Source organism: Cyanobium sp. ATX 6F1 (genome assembly GCF_024346315.1).
Taxonomy (GTDB): domain Bacteria; phylum Cyanobacteriota; class Cyanobacteriia; order PCC-6307; family Cyanobiaceae; genus ATX-6F1.
The window spans coordinates 78,316-93,552 of sequence record NZ_JAGQCS010000010.1; the positions used below are offsets into that span (position 1 = coordinate 78,316).

Genomic DNA, 15,237 nt, shown 5'->3' on the forward strand with positions numbered 1-15,237 from the left:
TGGGACCCCGGTAGAAGAAGCGAAGCGACCGCATAAGTCCTAATAACATTATAGGAACTCATTGAGTGTAAAGCCCACAGATCGCCAAAGTTGTGATGGTCTCGTGCAATGCCATGAATGGCGAGTGATAGCAGGTGGCTAGAGCTGCATGAAGGAATAGCACTTAGCCAAGAAATGAAAACAACATATTTATGTGGAAATGGCATTCAAACACGCCTCCTTTCTCGGTTATGTAGTCGAACACATCAGCATCATTTTCCCTGCTCCCTTCAACAAGAATATATGAAACGGGAATTTCCCAGTCATAAGACTTCAGCACTTCTAGTTCGTGACCTTCAACATCCAACGAAAGGAGGCCAAATGATGGAATTCGTGAACGTCTAACAATGCCGCCAAGTGACTGCGTAGGCAATATAATCTCCTGTAAATCGTTTTCAATTTGATCAGCAAGCCAATCATTTTCGGCGGTCTGAAGATTCATCCATTGCTTTTCGTGAGACTCTTTCTGAGTGCTCTTGACTGCGGAAACGCATTGCAGGTCTGGATTGTTAAAAAACCTAAACTTTACCTCTCCTTCCTCCGATCCAACGATGCTATTGACGAGCATATTACCAGGCCTATTCAGTTTTAGCTTTTCAAATGCGCTTGGAATGGGCTCAATCAATATGCCCGACCAACCGTGCTCATCTTCGAGTGTTTTAGTGTTTGAATATCTAATACCATCAATGGCGCCCAACTCTATATAAAACTTAGGTATCCCGGGGCGAGATAGAAAATTATCAATCAAAAACTTATCTTCGCCAAATTGCGAATAATACATTTTACTTATCCCGTGAAATCAATTTATTTCTAACTTTAGCATTATTCGCCTTGGCTCGTCAAGCCACCCATCCCAGGAAGTATTGTTTAGCCCCCTGGTGCCATCATCTCAAGCTTGACTGCCTCACTGTAGGGGCCTCTCCAGGCGCTGCTGCGCGTTTCCTCCATCACTTCTGCTCCCAATCGATCGCCTTAAATAATCGTTTGTGCATTATGCTCAGCGCCATCGAGAATGGGGTATCGAATTTGGTTTAAGCTTGACTCTGCTAATAGTTAAGATGCATGTAAGGGCACCAAGTCTGGGAGAGCCGCCGGGGCATCACTGGGTAGGCCGTAGGAGTAGTTGGTGGTGAAGGAGGTCAGAATCAAAGGAACTGCCGCCAGAAGCTTCGCACTGGCCTGAAGATCGAGGAGGGGCTGCGCTGCTCACTGGATTGGCGCTGATACGTTTTGAATCAAGGGGCTGGGTGATGAACGCAAGGCTTCCTTGCGTGGAGATTCGTGAGGAATGTGATCTGAGCAATTCGGCGATGACCAAGGCGGCCATTAAGCATGCGAATGGGCAGTGGTGATCTAAGACCAATTGCTTGAGAGCCACAGCCTGTTGTTCCAACTGCTCACGTTGCCGACCGGATGGAGGGTGTGAGCAGGGCTTGGCAGTTTTGCTTGAGAAGGTGGATGGCCTCTACCCCAAGTTCCCCTTTGCGGAGTTGCTGGCCGACGCTGGTATGCCGACGGCCACTGATACGGGCCGTGCATCAGGGTTACGGTGGGCCTGCATTGAGGCGCGGGCGGCCGATAGCCTGCCGGCTGGTGGGCGTTTAAGTCGATGGGGCGCGAAACCCTATGGAGGCTGTTGGTGACGCTCAATCAAGGAGGGCGAGTACCTTATCAATCGGGATGATGCTGCGCTCCGGATCGGTTGGATCGGTCTCGCATCCCACGTTTCTCCAGTCGAGGCCAGCGGCTTTACAAGTTAGTTCCAGGGCTCGCCAGCAGCCGCAGGCTGGTCGGATCTCCACAACCCTGGCGCTCTCCTGACCGAGCAGGGCATTGAACAGGCCTGCACCGTGAATGCCCACAAATCCTCGTGCGCCAGCCACAAGCACTTGGAGCTGACGAATGTCGTGACGGCCGGGGTCAATGATCAGAACACCAGCGTTGCTGAGTTGCTCGATCAGCTGGGGGTAGTTGCTGAAAAAGCGACCCTGGGGAGCCTCCGTGGCAACGCCGAGATCGCGGCTGAAGCACACCCAGTGGTCGCGCCATAGTGCTGCCGGATCGGGTGCGAGCCTCTTTCGAAGGGACTGGAGCCCATCGCGAAGGTCGTCTACCGCAAGCCACCAATGGTCATCTGGCTGGGCCAGAAAGCCGATGCCACCATTGAAGGCCAGTGGCTGTAGGGTCAGCTTCTCCACTTGGAGGCGCTGGGCTGGAGGCCTTGGCTGCCAGGCGTCGTCGAGCATCAGCTCCCGGAGGATCCGGAGGTTGGGATACCGCTCAGGGCTGCCGAGCACCTGCAAATTTGGCCAGCGTTGGCGTAACCTCCGGATTGCCATCATCTGGGGCAACAGATCATGGAAGAAATGGCCCAGGTTGCGATGGGCCACGATGTCGTTGAGCACACACCAGCGTCCAGCAAGATGCTGTTGGGGCGTGCCCTGCTTGTCCACCAGGGCCAACCCACCACCTTCGTCGCAGAGGTTATATCCCGCCATGGAGCTCATCCAGTTGGCACTGCTCCATTGCGGAGGCAGATATTGCAAGCAATCACAAAGCCAGCCTTCCTTTGTGATTACACCCACAGGCAGCACTATGGCATCTCGCTCCTCACGCCAGCCGATGCGATAGGTGTGCAACTTGAAATCCCAATTTAGAGGATTGACTGCGGGCCTTAGAGGCAGCTGATCGTCGGTTGGAAAGTCGTGGAGGGGATTTAGGAACGCGTACGGGATCGGGTCGCTTGCGGAGAGGGGCTGGATTGTGTGGTTATGGGCTTTCTGGGCTCCGAGCCTGGATGAAGCGTCGCTGGCAGTGAGAAGGTCTCCTGCCAGAAGGGCCTTGGGATGGTTGGTGTTAACTTCGAGGATCCATGGATGTTGCTCGTAGAACGCAATCGATTCCTCCAACTGCTTCTCGATCGGCAGCGGTTCACCCTGGCGCTGGCCCCAGCTATCGGCCCAGGCATCCAGCCCGAGGGCCTGTCGCACCCAGGGATGCACCGGGATCCTGAGGGCACCAAGGTGCTCGGCTGCATCAAAGAGATTTTCGCTAAGTTCGTGGGGCAGTCCCAGGATCTGCAGAAGCTGGCGCAGCAGCTTATCCAGGGTTGCCTGAGTTGGGTGATTGATCGTGTGGGCGATAGGAAGGCGCCTGTGGTTGTTGCTGATCCAGTCAGAGATGGAGAGGTCGCAGTCGTTTTCCCGTTTTGCCAACTCCGCCAAAGAATGATGGTGATGGGCGCGAAGCTGATCCAGCACGGCGACCGGGCAGGCTGAATCGAGCAGAAGCTCAAGCGGCAGATCGTCGCGAGCGGCCACCATGGCCAGGAAGTCGTGATAGGGGCCGAGGGGTGATTCCTCTTCCAACCTAGAAAGACGACCATCCGGATCCTGGGCGTAGCCGATCCAGGGGTGATGCCCTTCGTAATGCAGGTTGGGCAGCACCACGCTGCGGGCCGATGGGGGTAGCAGGCTTGCCAGGGTGACTGAATCCAGACCGATGTCGTTTCGGTAACCCGGTTGCACGCGGTGCATCACCAGGAGATCGGTATCATTGAGCCGTTGATGCAAATGGGCCACATCTTCGGCCGTGGCGATGTGCACCGAAGGAGTGGCGTAGATGCGGGCCTGGGGTAGGGCCTGCATCAAGCCAAGCGTCAGCGGGTGGGCTTGGCAGTTGCCCACCACCACCAGACGGATCTCATTGCCCTCTACTGCTGGAGCAGCGGAGCGGATGCCCTGTTCCAAGTCCAGGCTCAAGTTGCTGATCCATGGCATCGGCTCAGGAAGGAGCTCTTGGAGGCGCTGCAGCAGGGCAATTCCCCGCAGACTACGTTCACGACTCATGGGCTGGCCCTGCTGCTGCAGGGCGTGGATCCAGAGGGCCCCATAACGGCAGCATTGCTCTTCAAACACCGACACCCAGTCGGGGATGTCGAGACTGTGACCGCTGAGGTTTTGCATGGCCTGCAGCAGATCGGCCCCGGCAATGGCCAAGGCAACAGGCTTTTCGCTGTCGCCGAGTTCGAGCATGCGGCTGTGGCAGGCGATAGCCGTGCTGAGCAGCTCTGAGCGATGGCTGGGCTCTTGCTGCTCCTTTACTTCTCGGGCCAGTAACGCCTGGGCAAGTAGCAGCAGCGGTTCATCTGCTTCCTGGCTCATAGCCCTGCAGGGGTGCTACACATTTGTTCAAGGAAGTCGCCATAGAAAGCCCAGCTTAAGCATCCAAAAGGTAAGTTTGCCCTCAACGGAAATTCAACGTTGAATAGCACAGCTTTCCCGTTCAGCGGTCGGGGCTCGGAGCAACTCATTACGAAAAAGCTGCGTCTGAATCCTTGACATCGGCCTGAATTCGATTCTAATTGATATAGAGATAGACTGCAATGATCACCCCCTCATGCTGGGATTTTAGATGCAGCAGCCATCGCGCCCCGGTGACGACTGGATTGAGGAGGCTCTGGCCGCACTGGCCAGTCTGACCCCAGGCATGGAAGGCGAGGTGGGCCAGCAGCAGGCCGCGATCTGTCTGTTGCAGGCCCGCCGCGACGGCAGGGACGATCAGGAGCTGGAACGGATCATTCAGGGCTTTGCCATCGAGCAATTGGAACGGGCGCTGAACGACCTCAGTCGTTGATCTGCCGCCAGAGCTGCAGGCTGGCCAGGCCGCGGAACACCGCCCCATCGATCGCTGAGCGCCGTTCGCTGGTCAAGGCCTCTTCGTCGGCCAGGCAGCGGCAGGCCTCCAGGAGTTCCTGAAGCTGGTCCGGATCGGCGAGCTCACCCTCCTGGCTCAGCTCTTCCACGCTCAGGATCAGCCGTTCGCGGATGCTGGGCAGCACCCAGTCCCGGGCTTCAGGCAGCAATGCATGCAGCCGCTGCAGCAGGGAAAGGGCTCGAAGGCGCGCTTGGGGACCCTTCCTTCTCATCCAGGTGAGGGCCCCGTAGCGGCAGAGGTGCTCGGCCATCAACGGCAGAGGATCGGGCCGCTCGAAGGGCAGTTGCTCAAAGCGGCGCATCCAGTTGTCGCTGAGCCAGAGCAACTCAGCGCGCCGCTCGTCGGCCATGACCTCCGGAGCTGGATCAGGCCCGGCTTGATGGACCAGGAACTGGTACAAGCGAGGTGTCAGGTCTGCGAGATGGCCGGCCAGCTCCGCCTCGGACAATTGGCCGACCAGGGACTCCAGACGGCTGAACATCTGTTCCCAGCGGTCCTGATCGATCAGGACATCGTGCTGGCTGAGCTCATGGCGCATCAGGGCCTGCTCGAGGGCCTGGCGCTCCTCATGGGCATCGGCAGGAAGAGAGAGCAGAAGATCCCTCCACAGCACCGCCAGGGCCGCAGCGGGCAGGGGCAGGGAAAGGAGTCGAGGCAGGGAGATCCAGATACCGCTTTGCTTTTTCGCCATCACTTCGTTGCCATCGCGGTCTCCGCGCTCACCGCCGGGGCCATCGGGTCAAGGCTAAGCCGCTCGCAAGGGCAACCAGCCGGGCGGAAGGGGCGGCCGCAGCGACCCTTTGGCGTGCCGCTACTTCCTGATCCAGTCGGTCACCCCCGTGGGCCGATCGATCAGTTCGATGCCGTGGTTGCGCAGCTGGTCGCGCAGGCCATCGGCCCTTGCGTAGTCCTTGGCGGCCTTGGCCGTGCGGCGCTGCTCGATCAGGGCCTTGATCTCGGCCTCCGAGGGGCCACCGGCGGGTTCCGCCGCCGCGGGGGCGCTGGGCTCGGCCACAAGGCCGAGCACTCCGGCGAGCTCCACCAGCAACAGCCATTGGGCGCCCAGGCGCTGGTCGTCGGGGGAGGGTCGTTCCCCGTGCTCCAGCCGATGGGCCAGCGAGCGCAGGGGCCGGGCCAGCTCGAACAGCACCGCCAGGGCGCTGGAGCTGTTGAGGTCGTCATCGAGGGCGGCGATGAAGGCGTCGCGCTGGCGCGCCAACTCGGGGCTGGGCTCGGGGTCGGGCTCTGCCTCAGGACCGGCTTCCCAACCGAGGGCGGCTGCGCCGCCCACCGCCAGGGCGGCACCGAGGCCCCTCCAGCCCGTGGCGGCGGCCTCGAGGGCCTCGGCGCTGAAATCCAGTGGTTTGCGGTAGTGGGCCTGGAGCACGAACAACCGCAAGGTCATGGCGCTGACGCCACTGGCAAGCAGGGCGCGGATGGTGGTGAAGTTGCCGAGCGATTTGCTCATCTTCTGGCCGCCCACATTGACCATGCCGTTGTGCAGCCAGATCTGGGCCAGGGGTTTCCCTGTGGCGGCCTCCGACTGGGCGATCTCGTTCTCGTGGTGGGGAAAGATCAGATCGGCGCCGCCGAGGTGGATGTCGATCGATTCACCGAGCTCCGCGCGCACCATCGCCGAGCACTCGATGTGCCAGCCGGGCCGCCCAGGGCCCCAGGGGGAGGGGAAGCTGGGCTCGCCTGGTTTGGCGCCTTTCCAGAGGGCGAAATCGAAGGGGTGGTGCTTGCGCGCTTCCTGGGCTCCGCTGACGCGGCCGGAGGCGTTGTCTTGCTGGGCGTTCAGGTCGCGGCCGGAGAGCTTCCCGTAGCCCGCGGCCTTGGTGACGGCGAAATAGACGTCGCCATCGGCGGAGTAGGCCGCTCCTTTGGCCTCCAGTTCGCCGATCAGCGCGCGGATGCCATCGAGGCAGCGGGTGGCCCGGGGCATGCGGTCGGGCGGAAGGATATTGAGGGCCGCCATGTCCGCTTGGAAGGCGGCGATGTTGCGCTCGCTCACCGCCTCCATCGAGCTGCCTTCCTCAGCTGCGCGCTGGAGGATCTTGTCGTCGATGTCGGTGACGTTCTGCACGAAGGTCACGGCGTAGCCGCGCCAGATCAGGTAACGCCGGAGCACATCCCAGACGATGTAGCTGCGGGCGTGGCCCAGGTGGCAGAGGTCGTAGACGGTGACGCCGCAGCAGTAGATCGAGACCTTGCCCGGCACCAGCGGCACCAACGGCTCCGTGCGCCGGGTCAGGGTGTTGGTGAGCCGCAGGGTCAAGGGGGAGCGCTCGGCATGGGAAACGGTGGGCCGATCGCAGCAAGCTAGGGCCTGGCCTGGGTTGGATTCGGCACCTATCGTTCCAACGACTTGATTGCCCTGCCTGAAGCGCCCGTGACCCAGCCGTTTCCGCGAACGCTGGTGGCGCTCACGCTGATGCTTGGGAGCCTGACGTTGCTGGCGGCGCCGGGCCGCGCCCACCCCCAGGCCGGCCTTACCGCCAGCCCCCGAGCCAGCGGTGGTGGGCTGTTGTGGGAGCTCGAGCCCGCCGCTCCGCCGAGTGCCCCTACCAGCGGCACGGCCTCCAGCAGCCCCCCCACCGCCGCGCCGACACCGATGGCCTTGGTGTGGGAGCGGGAGCCGGAGTTCATCGCCAACCTGGCCGACCAGGCGCCCGCCACCAAGCCCGAGGGCAAGCCCGAAATCAAGCCTGCCCCCCAGCGCCTGGTGGGGGTTCCGATCGAGGAGCCCTTCCCTCCCCCCAACCTTGGCGGCGCCTTGCCCACGGCCTACATCGCCAACTGGGGCGATTACTTCATCGGTCTCTCGGGGGCCACCCCAGGCAATCTCCGCGCCGGTCGGTTGGATGGGGCGATGAACATGGGCCTGGGCCTGGGGGATGCCTACCGGCTCGTCGCGGTGGAGCTGAACTGGAACATCGGCAGCGTCAAGAACTTCAACTTCAACGGCGGCTTTGATTTGTCGGTGAGCCGCATGCTGGTGAGCGAACCGCGGCTGCAGGTGCTGGCGGCGGGAGGCACCCAGGGGCTTTATCAATACGGCAATGAGGCCAAGCCGTCGTCCAACCTCTATGGGGTGATCACGATGGCCACACCGCTGCGGACCCCCAACCCCTACTTCAACCAGGTGTTGCAGTGGAGCGTGGGCGTTGGCGGCAACAACTTCGCCGCGCTTGATGAGAACTTCGAGGGCGCGACGACGGCCTTCTTCACGGCCCTGGGGCTGGAGATCACGAGCAATGTGGGCCTGTCGCTGGGCTACAGCGGCCGGGGCACCAACCTCAACCTCTCGTACACGCCCCTGCGGGATCTCCCGTTCACGGTGAATGTGCTGGCGGCGGATGTGTTCAACCAATCGCCGTTTGGAAGGGTGGGGGTGCTGAGTGTGAGCTGGGGCGACACCTTCCGCACTGGACTGTTCTAGACCTCGGTGGTTCGATCTAGATTTGGCTGGATCAGGCTCAGTTTCCGTCCATGGCCCGCCCCGCGATTCCCTTTCTGCTGCTGATTGCTTTAGTGGCTTTGCCTGTGGTCCCCCTGATCAGCGCTGAGCCGGCGGTGGCCCAGAACAATGGCCAAGCCAAGGGCAACCCCGGCGGCGGCAACAACGGCAAGGGCCCCAACCCGTCGCGGGGCAATGCCGGCAAGAACTCCGGCAACAACACCAGCTCAGGTGGGGTGCGCTTCGCTCCCCCCTTCGCCGGCAACTGAACCTCTCGCCGGCTCTTTGCTCATGGCCTGATCCAGCCAACGACCGCATACTGGCGGAGAGGTCAACCAGGCTGATCGTTCGTTGATGGCCGAGAGTGTTCCGACCAACCAGCCCCGAGCCGCAGCTGCCGGGCTGAGCGGGATCCTGCTGGTGGCTCTTGTGGGCTCCTGGCTGCCCCCGGCCCAGGCCACGCCCGGGGCAATGCCGCTGCAAGCGCCCAGCCGCTCGCCCCAGCTCCAGGAAGACGCCTACATCCTTGGCCCCGGCGATGGACTGGCGCTCAAGTTCCTGGGCGGGGATGCCAAGGATCCGCTCTCGGGGCCGGTGGAGATCCTCAGCGACGGCACCGTGTCGCTGCCGCTTCTGGGCAGCGTGCGCCTGATCGGCCTGACCCTTTCCCAGGCGACCCTCTGGTTGCAGGCGCTCTACAGACGCCAGCTGCTGCGCCCGGAACTTCAACTGAGCCTGATCCGGCCGCGGCCCCTGCGGGTGGCCCTAGTTGGGGAGGTGGAGCGGCCGGGGGTGTACACGCTCACCAGCTCGGAAACCTCGAACACCGAAGCCAAGGTGACGATCAGCGGTCTGCCCACATTGGTGGATGCGATCCAGAAGGCGGGCGGGATCACCCAGGAGGCCGATCTACGCCAGGTGGTGTTGCGCCGGCGGCTACCGGGTGAGGTGGTGGCCTACCGGCGCACCCGGGTGAACCTGCTGGCGTTGGTGCAGGACGGCGACCAGGTGCAGAACCCGCTGCTGTTCGATGGCGACACGATCAAGATCGAAAAGGCCACCGAGCCCGTGATCGAAGCCACCGAGCTGGCCGCCACCACCCTGGCGCCACGCCAGATCAGTGTGAACATCGTGGGTGAGGTGGAGCGGCCCGGCCTGGTGCCCCTGGCAGCGAACACACCGCTGGTGCAGGCGGTGCTGGCGGCGGGGGGCGCCAAGAGCTGGCGAGCGAACACCAACCGTGTGCAACTGGTGCGGATCAACCGCAACGGCAGCGTCACCCGGCAGGCCTTCGCCCTGGATCTGAACTCGCCGGTTTCGGAGAACCGCAACCCGCCCCTGCGCGATCGCGACACGGTGGTGGTGGGCCGCACCAACTACGCCAAGCTCAGTGATGCGATTTCGGCGGTGGGCACGCCGCTCACCGGGTTGGTGAACGTGCTCACGCTGCTGCAGCTGGCGCGCAACAGCTACAACGACTCCGCCAACCCTTAGGCCATGTCCGTTCGATCGCGGTTTCGGATCGACTGGGTGCTGAGGGATGAACTGGCCCTCGGGCCGGCACCCCAGAAGGAGGAGCACCTGGAACTGCTGGAGCGCGAAGGGGTGCGGGCGGTGCTGAGCCTGTGTGATGCCCCTGAGTTGCCGATGCCTCAGGCGTTGGCGGAGCGTTTCCTCTGGGCGCGGCAGGTGCTGCCCGACCACCGCAGCGGCCGCAACCCCACGCGCGCGGAGCTGGAGGCGGCTTTGGCGGAGCTGGCCCGGTTGCGCCACGAGGCCCAGGGGCCGGTATTTGTGCACTGCGTGGCCTCAATGGAGCGCTCACCACTCGTGTGCCTGGCCTGGCTGATGCGCGAGCGGGGCATGAAACGCCTGCAGGCGCTCGATTACCTGATGCAGCTGCACCCCGGCACCAACCCGTTACCCGGGCAGCTGGGGCTTCTGGAGTGAATGCGCTTCGCCGCGCTGCATCGGCGCGCACCTGCCTTGACCGGTGGCTGCCCTTACGTTGCACTGCGCAGGCGTGACGTTGGAGCCCGGCTCACGTTCGCAGGCCAGATCAAGGAATCGTTGTGCCTGCATGGCTTCCGTTGGCCCAGTTCAAAGCCCTTGAGCGCGGCGCTGAATTCCGCTAAAGTAAGGAATCCTTACTGAGTGGGGTGGGCTTTGGTCCTGGCTAAGCGCACGAGCAAGAACCAGCTCACTTTGCCCAAGGCGGTGGTGGAGGCCGCCGGCCTCGCCGATTACTACGACGTGGTCTGCGAGGGCCAACGCATCGTGCTGACACCGGTGCACCTGGATCGAGCCCGGGCGGTTCGAGAGCGCCTCGAAGCCTTGGGCCTCAGTGAAGCCGATTTGGCCGAAGCGGTGGACTGGTCGCGGGGTGTGTGAGGGTCGTTCTCGACACGAACGTGCTGGTGTCGGCCCTGCTGTTTCAACAGGGTCGCCTGGGATGGATGCGTCAGGCCTGGCAGAGCGCTGTGCTGGTGCCAGTGGTCTCGAAGACCACGACCGCTGAGCTGCTGCGGGTGCTGACCTATCCCAAGTTTCGGCTCGCGGAGGTCGATCGCCAGCTTCTTCTTGAAGATGTGCTGCCCTTCGTGGAGGTCGTAGCAGGTGACATCTCCGCCGCACCGGCTGCTTGGCGCGTGCGTGATCCCGATGATCAGAACTTCCTTGATCTGGCCTTGGTGGCCAGGGTTGAGGCACTGGTCACTGGCGATCAGGACCTGCTCGCCATCAAGGAGTTGGTGAGCGGCTTGTCCATCCTTACGCCAGCCTTGCTGGAGGAACAGCTGAGCGGCGAGCTTCGCCAGCGCTGATAGCGTGATAGCAGTTGGGGGGGTGCGGATGGCTCAATTGCTGGTGCGCAACCTTGATCCGGCGGTGAAGGAGGCGCTGCGGCGCCGGGCCCGTCGCCATGGCCGCAGCATGGAGGAGGAGGCACGCCTGATCCTGCGCCAGGTGATCGATCAGGAGCCGCTTTCGGAGGATCAGAGGGGGCCGGGCACCCGGATGGTGGCCTTGTTTGCTGAGGCGGAGTTGGATCAACCGATCGGCGAATGGAGGGGCCAGGAGGCCACGCCCGCACGCTTCGTGGGCTGAGTGGGCCCGTGATCCTGCTCGACACCAACGTGGTTTCGGCCGTGATGCAGCGCCGGCCGGATCCAGCTGTTCAGCAGTGGCTGGATGGGCAAGCCCTGGAGGAGCTGTGGTTGCCGGCTGTGGTGGTGTTCGAGTTGCGCTACGGCCTTGCGATCCTGCCGGAATCCCAGCGCCAGCGAAGACTGATGCTGGGGCTCGATCAGCTGTTGCAGTTGATCCAGGAGCGCATTGCACCCCTTGACGGTTTGGCGTCCCAGAAGGCAGCGCTGCTGGCGGCGGAGCGCAAGGCCAAGGGGCGTCCGGTGGACCTGCGCGACACGCTGATCGCCGGCATCGCCATGGCCCGCGGCGCGCGGCTGGCGACCCGCAACACCCGCCACTTCGATGACACCACGATCAGCCTGATCAATCCCTTCGAGCCATGAACCCAGCTGATCCAAAGCACCGACGGCAACGGCGCCTGCTCACCTGACCACCCCCCTTTCCCGTCCCCCCGCTTGAAACGCCTGCCCCGAAAACTGCTCAGCCCACTCCTGGGCCCGCTCCTGGGGCCGTTCCTGAACCAGGAGCCGGCGGCGCAGCTGATCCGGGAGACGGCGCGCCAGCAGTGGAAGCTGCTGGCGGTGAACCTGCTCAGCAGCCTGCTGGAGAGTGTCAGCGAGGGGGCCACCTTGGGGGTGATCTTCCTGGTGGTGGAGCTGCTCTCGAACGCTCGCGCCCCCACGGCGGTCAACTGGGCGAGCAAGCCCCTGATCCCCTGGATTCCGGGGGCGCCCGAGTGGCTGGCGGCCCAGCCCACCACGCCGCTGTTTCTGGGACTGCTGGCCCTGGCGGTGCTGCTGCAGCTGATTCAGAGCCTCACGCGCTATGCGGGGGCAGTGAGCGTCGGCTACTTCGCCGCCCGTTGCAAGGCCCAGGTGACGGCAAGGATCCACAGCCAGATCCTGAGCCTGAGCTACCCCTGCGCCAGCAGCTACCGGGTGGGGGATCTCACCGACTACGCCGGCACCGGGCCGGACGCGATCCGCAGCCAGATCGAGGCCGCCAGCCAGATCCTGATCACGCTGCTGCTGATCGCGATCTATCTGGGGATCCTGGTGGGCCTCTCCCCCTGGCTGCTGCTGGCGGCGGGGCTGCTGGGGGCGCTGATCAGCTCGGTGCAGCGCTTGCTGCTGCCGCGCTTGCGCTTCGGGGCCGAGCGACTGAGTGGCCTGCAGGCCGAGATCGCGGCCAGAATCACCGAAGACATCCAGGGCCTGCGGCTGCTGCACAGCAGCGGCCAGCGCCAGAGCGCCGATCGGGCGCTGCGATCGCGCATGGGTGAACTGGAGGCCAGCCTGCGGCGCCAGAGCCGACTGCTGAATGTGATCGGCCCGTTCAGCAGCTTCCTGCCGATCGCGGCGATCGCGGTGATGGGGGGCCTCAGCCTGCTGGTGTTCGGCTCGAAGACCTCCGGGGTGCTGCCGAGCCTGGTGACCTTCGTGTTGGCCTTGCAGCGCCTGAACGTACGCTTTTCAGGGCTGGCGGGCCTGTTCAATGGCCTGGCCGACAACAGCGGCCGGCTCGGACGGCTGAATGCGATCCTCAGCCCCGGCGGCAAGAGCTTCGTTCGCGAGGGCGGGGTGCCCTTTGGGGGCCTGGAGCGGGAGATCCGCCTCGAGCAGGTGCAGCTGCACTACGGAGGCGAGGGGCCGGCGGCCTTGAACGGCCTCGATCTGGTGATTGCCAAGGGGGCCACCGTGGCCCTGGTGGGGCCGAGCGGGGCGGGCAAGAGCTCGATCGCCGATCTGCTTGTGGGGCTCTATGAACCGAGCCGCGGGCGGGTGCTGATCGATGGGCTGGACCTGCGCACCCTGGAACTGAACAGCTGGCAGCAACGGCTGGGGGTGGTGAGCCAGGACACCTTTCTGTTCAACATCTCCCTGGCCGGCAACATCGCCTTCGGCTGCCCCTGGGCCACGCGCGCGCAGATCGAGGCGGCGGCGGCGGTGGCGAACGCGGCCGGCTTCATCAACGACTTACCCGAGGGCTACGACACGATCGTGGGGGAGCGCGGCTTCCGGCTCAGCGGCGGCCAGCGCCAGCGCATTGCCCTGGCCCGGGCGATCCTGCGCCGGCCGGAGTTGCTGATCCTCGATGAGGCCACAAGTGCGCTCGATTCCGAGAGCGAGCGGCTGGTGCAGGATGCGCTCGAAGCGCTCGATGGCCGCATCACCAAGCTTGTGATCGCCCACCGCCTCGGCACCGTGAAGCAGGCCGATGTGATTGTGGTGATGGAGGCAGGGCGGATCGTGGAGCAGGGCAGCCACAGGGAACTGAGCGCCCGGGAGGGGAGCTTGTATCAGCAGCTATGGCTCAATCAGGTGGGGGCCGGGGTGGATGACTGATCCAGCTTCATGCCGCCCCTGGCGGCTCCCACAACACCATCCCTGCCCTGGCGATGTGCTCCAACAGGGTGGGGTGGTCGATCAGATGCAGGAGTTGCAGATCGATCCGCCAGGGCAGCAGCAGATCATCGAGTTCAGCGCCAAGCTGCAGCAGCTCGCCCAGCCCCAGGGCCGGGGCCTGAAGGCACAGGTCGATGTCGGATCCGGAGCGGTGCCGGCCCAGCGCCCGTGACCCGTAGAGAATCACTCGCTGCACCGCTGGATGGAGGTGGATCCTCTCCAGCACCAGGGTTGTGGCCTCCACCGGAAGCCCAGGGATGCCGGTTTCAATCGGTTCTAGGGATGCTGTCAACGCTGCCTGGCCCGCTTCGCCATCTCATCATGCAGAGCCTGCAGCTCCAACCCATACGCTTCCACAATCAGGCCTGCGATCTCTTGAGCCAGGGAGGGGTTGTAGGTGTGGCTGGTGAGATTGCGGCTGCGGATCATCGCCATCCACACGTTTTCGCAGCCCGGTCTGAGCAGATCCCTCACCACGGCTTCCCGCACCGCATCCCGCGAACCGCTGATCCCGCTCACGCCCTGATCCACCAGAAAATCCTTCAACAGCTGCCAGCTCAGTTCATGGCTGAATTCGAAAGCTTGGATCAACCCCTGCTCCTCCAGCTCATTGAGAGGGCGAGAGCGGGCCGTGGCGATAGCCCGTTGCAGAGTGGCAAGGGCGCGACCGTAGTTGTCAAGCCGTTGCAGCCAGCGCACATCCGCTTCCGCCATGGCTGCAGCTGTTCCAAACACCTGGGTGAGTCTGGCCCACGCCGCAGAGCCATTCAGAGCGCTTTCGCTACGTTGTACCCACGGCAGACCTGGGGCGATGACTCTCACCACCAGCCCAGCCACCAGCCTCTCGTTTGATGCCCTAATAGCCTGCTTCTGTTCCAGCTGCAGCGCTTTGCTGGAGAGGCGGGCGGCTGGAAGGTGTTCGACAGCTCGGGAGGCTTCCGCCTGCCTGATGGCCCCGTGCTCAGCCCCGATGCCTCTGTGATTCGTCTGGAACGGTGGCAAGCTCTGAGCCCCGAGCAGCGCCGGGGCTTTCCGCCCCTCTGCCCCGATCTGGTGGTGGAACTGGCCAGCCCCAGCGATCAGGGCCCCCGCGGCAACAGCGCCCTGCGGCGCAAGCTCACCACCTACCAGGCCAACGGCGCCCAGCTGGGTTGGTTGTTGCTGCCCGAGGAGCAGTTGGTGGAGATCTGGCCAGCCCATGGTGAGAGGCAGCGACTGGAGGGTGCGTGTGAACTTGATGGTGGCGATGGGCTGCCGGGGCTTCGCTTGAACCTCGCGGAGATCTGGCAGGCCTGAACGACGTCAGCGACGCTGTCACCGATCGGGTGGTGGCGGATACCCAGGCCTAGGAGTTTGTTGCCAATTGAGCAGCGAACCCCTGGCCACAGCGGATCGACCCCTGAGCTGAATAGCTGAGACTCCGTCCTTCTGCTGTCCGGGCCCCATCGATGGGCCTCAGTCAGCCGCTGC

General features: G+C 63.4%; 18 protein-coding genes. 12 read left to right on the top strand and 6 right to left on the bottom strand.

All coding sequences use genetic code 11. The features are described from left to right. Positions 1 to 163: 163 nt before the first annotated feature. The gene (locus KBZ13_RS13675; RefSeq protein ID WP_255010046.1) at positions 164 to 820 is read right to left on the bottom strand and encodes an FkbM family methyltransferase; all 657 of its coding nucleotides are present in this window, start codon (positions 818 to 820) and stop codon (positions 164 to 166) included. Positions 821 to 1,685: 865 nt separating this feature from the next. Next, complete coding sequence (locus KBZ13_RS13680) at positions 1,686 to 3,818, bottom strand: WcbI family polysaccharide biosynthesis putative acetyltransferase (protein WP_315859645.1); 2,133 nt, start codon at positions 3,816 to 3,818, stop codon at positions 1,686 to 1,688. On the opposite strand from KBZ13_RS13680, the gene KBZ13_RS13685 reads away from it, so the two are divergent. Further along, positions 3,711 to 4,112, top strand: coding sequence for a hypothetical protein (locus tag KBZ13_RS13685; RefSeq protein ID WP_255010104.1), 402 nt, complete (start codon positions 3,711 to 3,713; stop codon positions 4,110 to 4,112). The genes KBZ13_RS13680 and KBZ13_RS13685 overlap by 108 nt on opposite strands. 340 nt (positions 4,113 to 4,452) lie before the next feature. Then, positions 4,453 to 4,674, top strand: coding sequence for a hypothetical protein (locus KBZ13_RS13690; protein ID WP_255010048.1), 222 nt, complete (start codon positions 4,453 to 4,455; stop codon positions 4,672 to 4,674). On the opposite strand, the gene KBZ13_RS13695 is transcribed toward KBZ13_RS13690, so the two are convergent. Further along, positions 4,664 to 5,446, bottom strand: coding sequence for a hypothetical protein (locus KBZ13_RS13695; RefSeq protein ID WP_255010050.1), 783 nt, complete (start codon positions 5,444 to 5,446; stop codon positions 4,664 to 4,666). The two genes, KBZ13_RS13690 and KBZ13_RS13695, sit on opposite strands and share 11 nt — an antisense overlap. A gap of 120 nt (positions 5,447 to 5,566) precedes the next feature. After that, positions 5,567 to 7,033: a cysteine--tRNA ligase gene (gene cysS, locus KBZ13_RS13700; RefSeq protein ID WP_255010052.1), complete on the bottom strand. Its 1,467-nt coding sequence runs from the start codon at positions 7,031 to 7,033 to the stop codon at positions 5,567 to 5,569. 114 nt (positions 7,034 to 7,147) lie between these two features. Here cysS and KBZ13_RS13705 point away from each other — a divergent pair, with 114 nt between their 5' ends. The 9 genes from KBZ13_RS13705 to KBZ13_RS13745 all read left to right on the top strand — a co-directional run bounded on the left by KBZ13_RS13705 (position 7,148) and on the right by KBZ13_RS13745 (position 13,707). After that, positions 7,148 to 8,197: a hypothetical protein gene (locus tag KBZ13_RS13705; protein WP_255010053.1), complete on the top strand. Its 1,050-nt coding sequence runs from the start codon at positions 7,148 to 7,150 to the stop codon at positions 8,195 to 8,197. Positions 8,198 to 8,247: 50 nt separating this feature from the next. Beyond that, positions 8,248 to 8,484 (top strand): hypothetical protein, encoded by a 237-nt coding sequence (locus KBZ13_RS13710; protein ID WP_255010056.1) that lies wholly within the window; start codon positions 8,248 to 8,250, stop codon positions 8,482 to 8,484. A gap of 85 nt (positions 8,485 to 8,569) precedes the next feature. Further along, on the top strand, positions 8,570 to 9,709 hold the full coding sequence (locus KBZ13_RS13715) for an SLBB domain-containing protein (RefSeq protein WP_255010058.1): 1,140 nt from the start codon (positions 8,570 to 8,572) through the stop codon (positions 9,707 to 9,709). 3 nt (positions 9,710 to 9,712) lie between these two features. Continuing rightward, positions 9,713 to 10,165: a dual specificity protein phosphatase family protein gene (locus KBZ13_RS13720; RefSeq protein ID WP_255010059.1), complete on the top strand. Its 453-nt coding sequence runs from the start codon at positions 9,713 to 9,715 to the stop codon at positions 10,163 to 10,165. Between the two features lie 216 nt (positions 10,166 to 10,381). Beyond that, positions 10,382 to 10,606: an AbrB/MazE/SpoVT family DNA-binding domain-containing protein gene (locus KBZ13_RS13725; RefSeq protein WP_255010062.1), complete on the top strand. Its 225-nt coding sequence runs from the start codon at positions 10,382 to 10,384 to the stop codon at positions 10,604 to 10,606. Continuing rightward, positions 10,603 to 11,037, top strand: a complete 435-nt coding sequence (locus KBZ13_RS13730; RefSeq protein ID WP_255010064.1) for a putative toxin-antitoxin system toxin component, PIN family — start codon at positions 10,603 to 10,605, stop codon at positions 11,035 to 11,037. Before KBZ13_RS13725 ends, KBZ13_RS13730 begins: the two co-directional genes overlap by 4 nt. 28 nt (positions 11,038 to 11,065) lie before the next feature. Beyond that, the gene (locus KBZ13_RS13735; RefSeq protein WP_255010067.1) at positions 11,066 to 11,320 is read left to right on the top strand and encodes a FitA-like ribbon-helix-helix domain-containing protein; all 255 of its coding nucleotides are present in this window, start codon (positions 11,066 to 11,068) and stop codon (positions 11,318 to 11,320) included. Positions 11,321 to 11,328: 8 nt separating this feature from the next. Beyond that, on the top strand, positions 11,329 to 11,745 hold the full coding sequence (locus KBZ13_RS13740) for a type II toxin-antitoxin system VapC family toxin (protein ID WP_255010079.1): 417 nt from the start codon (positions 11,329 to 11,331) through the stop codon (positions 11,743 to 11,745). Between the two features lie 72 nt (positions 11,746 to 11,817). Further along, a complete protein-coding gene (locus KBZ13_RS13745; RefSeq protein ID WP_261359046.1) occupies positions 11,818 to 13,707 on the top strand; it encodes an ABC transporter ATP-binding protein in 1,890 nt (629 codons plus the stop codon). A gap of 7 nt (positions 13,708 to 13,714) precedes the next feature. On the opposite strand, the gene KBZ13_RS13750 is transcribed toward KBZ13_RS13745, so the two are convergent. After that, complete coding sequence (locus KBZ13_RS13750) at positions 13,715 to 14,011, bottom strand: nucleotidyltransferase domain-containing protein (RefSeq protein WP_255010082.1); 297 nt, start codon at positions 14,009 to 14,011, stop codon at positions 13,715 to 13,717. 44 nt (positions 14,012 to 14,055) lie between these two features. Next, positions 14,056 to 14,604 carry a nucleotidyltransferase substrate binding protein gene (locus tag KBZ13_RS13755; protein ID WP_255010084.1) on the bottom strand — a complete coding sequence of 183 codons (549 nt, stop codon included), beginning with the start codon at positions 14,602 to 14,604 and terminating at the stop codon, positions 14,056 to 14,058. 33 nt (positions 14,605 to 14,637) lie between these two features. Here KBZ13_RS13755 and KBZ13_RS13760 point away from each other — a divergent pair, with 33 nt between their 5' ends. Continuing rightward, positions 14,638 to 15,063, top strand: a complete 426-nt coding sequence (locus KBZ13_RS13760; RefSeq protein ID WP_315859646.1) for a Uma2 family endonuclease — start codon at positions 14,638 to 14,640, stop codon at positions 15,061 to 15,063. Positions 15,064 to 15,237 lie beyond the last annotated feature (174 nt).

Coding starts and splice junctions, on each gene's coding strand:
- KBZ13_RS13715 (WP_255010058.1), top strand. CDS start 8,570: ATGGCCGAGAGTGTTCCGACCAACCAGCCCCGAGCCGCAGCTGCCGGG.
- KBZ13_RS13710 (WP_255010056.1), top strand. CDS start 8,248: ATGGCCCGCCCCGCGATTCCCTTTCTGCTGCTGATTGCTTTAGTGGCT.
- KBZ13_RS13695 (WP_255010050.1), bottom strand. CDS start 5,446: ATGGCGAAAAAGCAAAGCGGTATCTGGATCTCCCTGCCTCGACTCCTT.
- KBZ13_RS13735 (WP_255010067.1), top strand. CDS start 11,066: ATGGCTCAATTGCTGGTGCGCAACCTTGATCCGGCGGTGAAGGAGGCG.
- KBZ13_RS13720 (WP_255010059.1), top strand. CDS start 9,713: ATGTCCGTTCGATCGCGGTTTCGGATCGACTGGGTGCTGAGGGATGAA.
- KBZ13_RS13680 (WP_315859645.1), bottom strand. CDS start 3,818: ATGCCATGGATCAGCAACTTGAGCCTGGACTTGGAACAGGGCATCCGC.
- KBZ13_RS13675 (WP_255010046.1), bottom strand. CDS start 820: ATGTATTATTCGCAATTTGGCGAAGATAAGTTTTTGATTGATAATTTT.
- KBZ13_RS13690 (WP_255010048.1), top strand. CDS start 4,453: ATGCAGCAGCCATCGCGCCCCGGTGACGACTGGATTGAGGAGGCTCTG.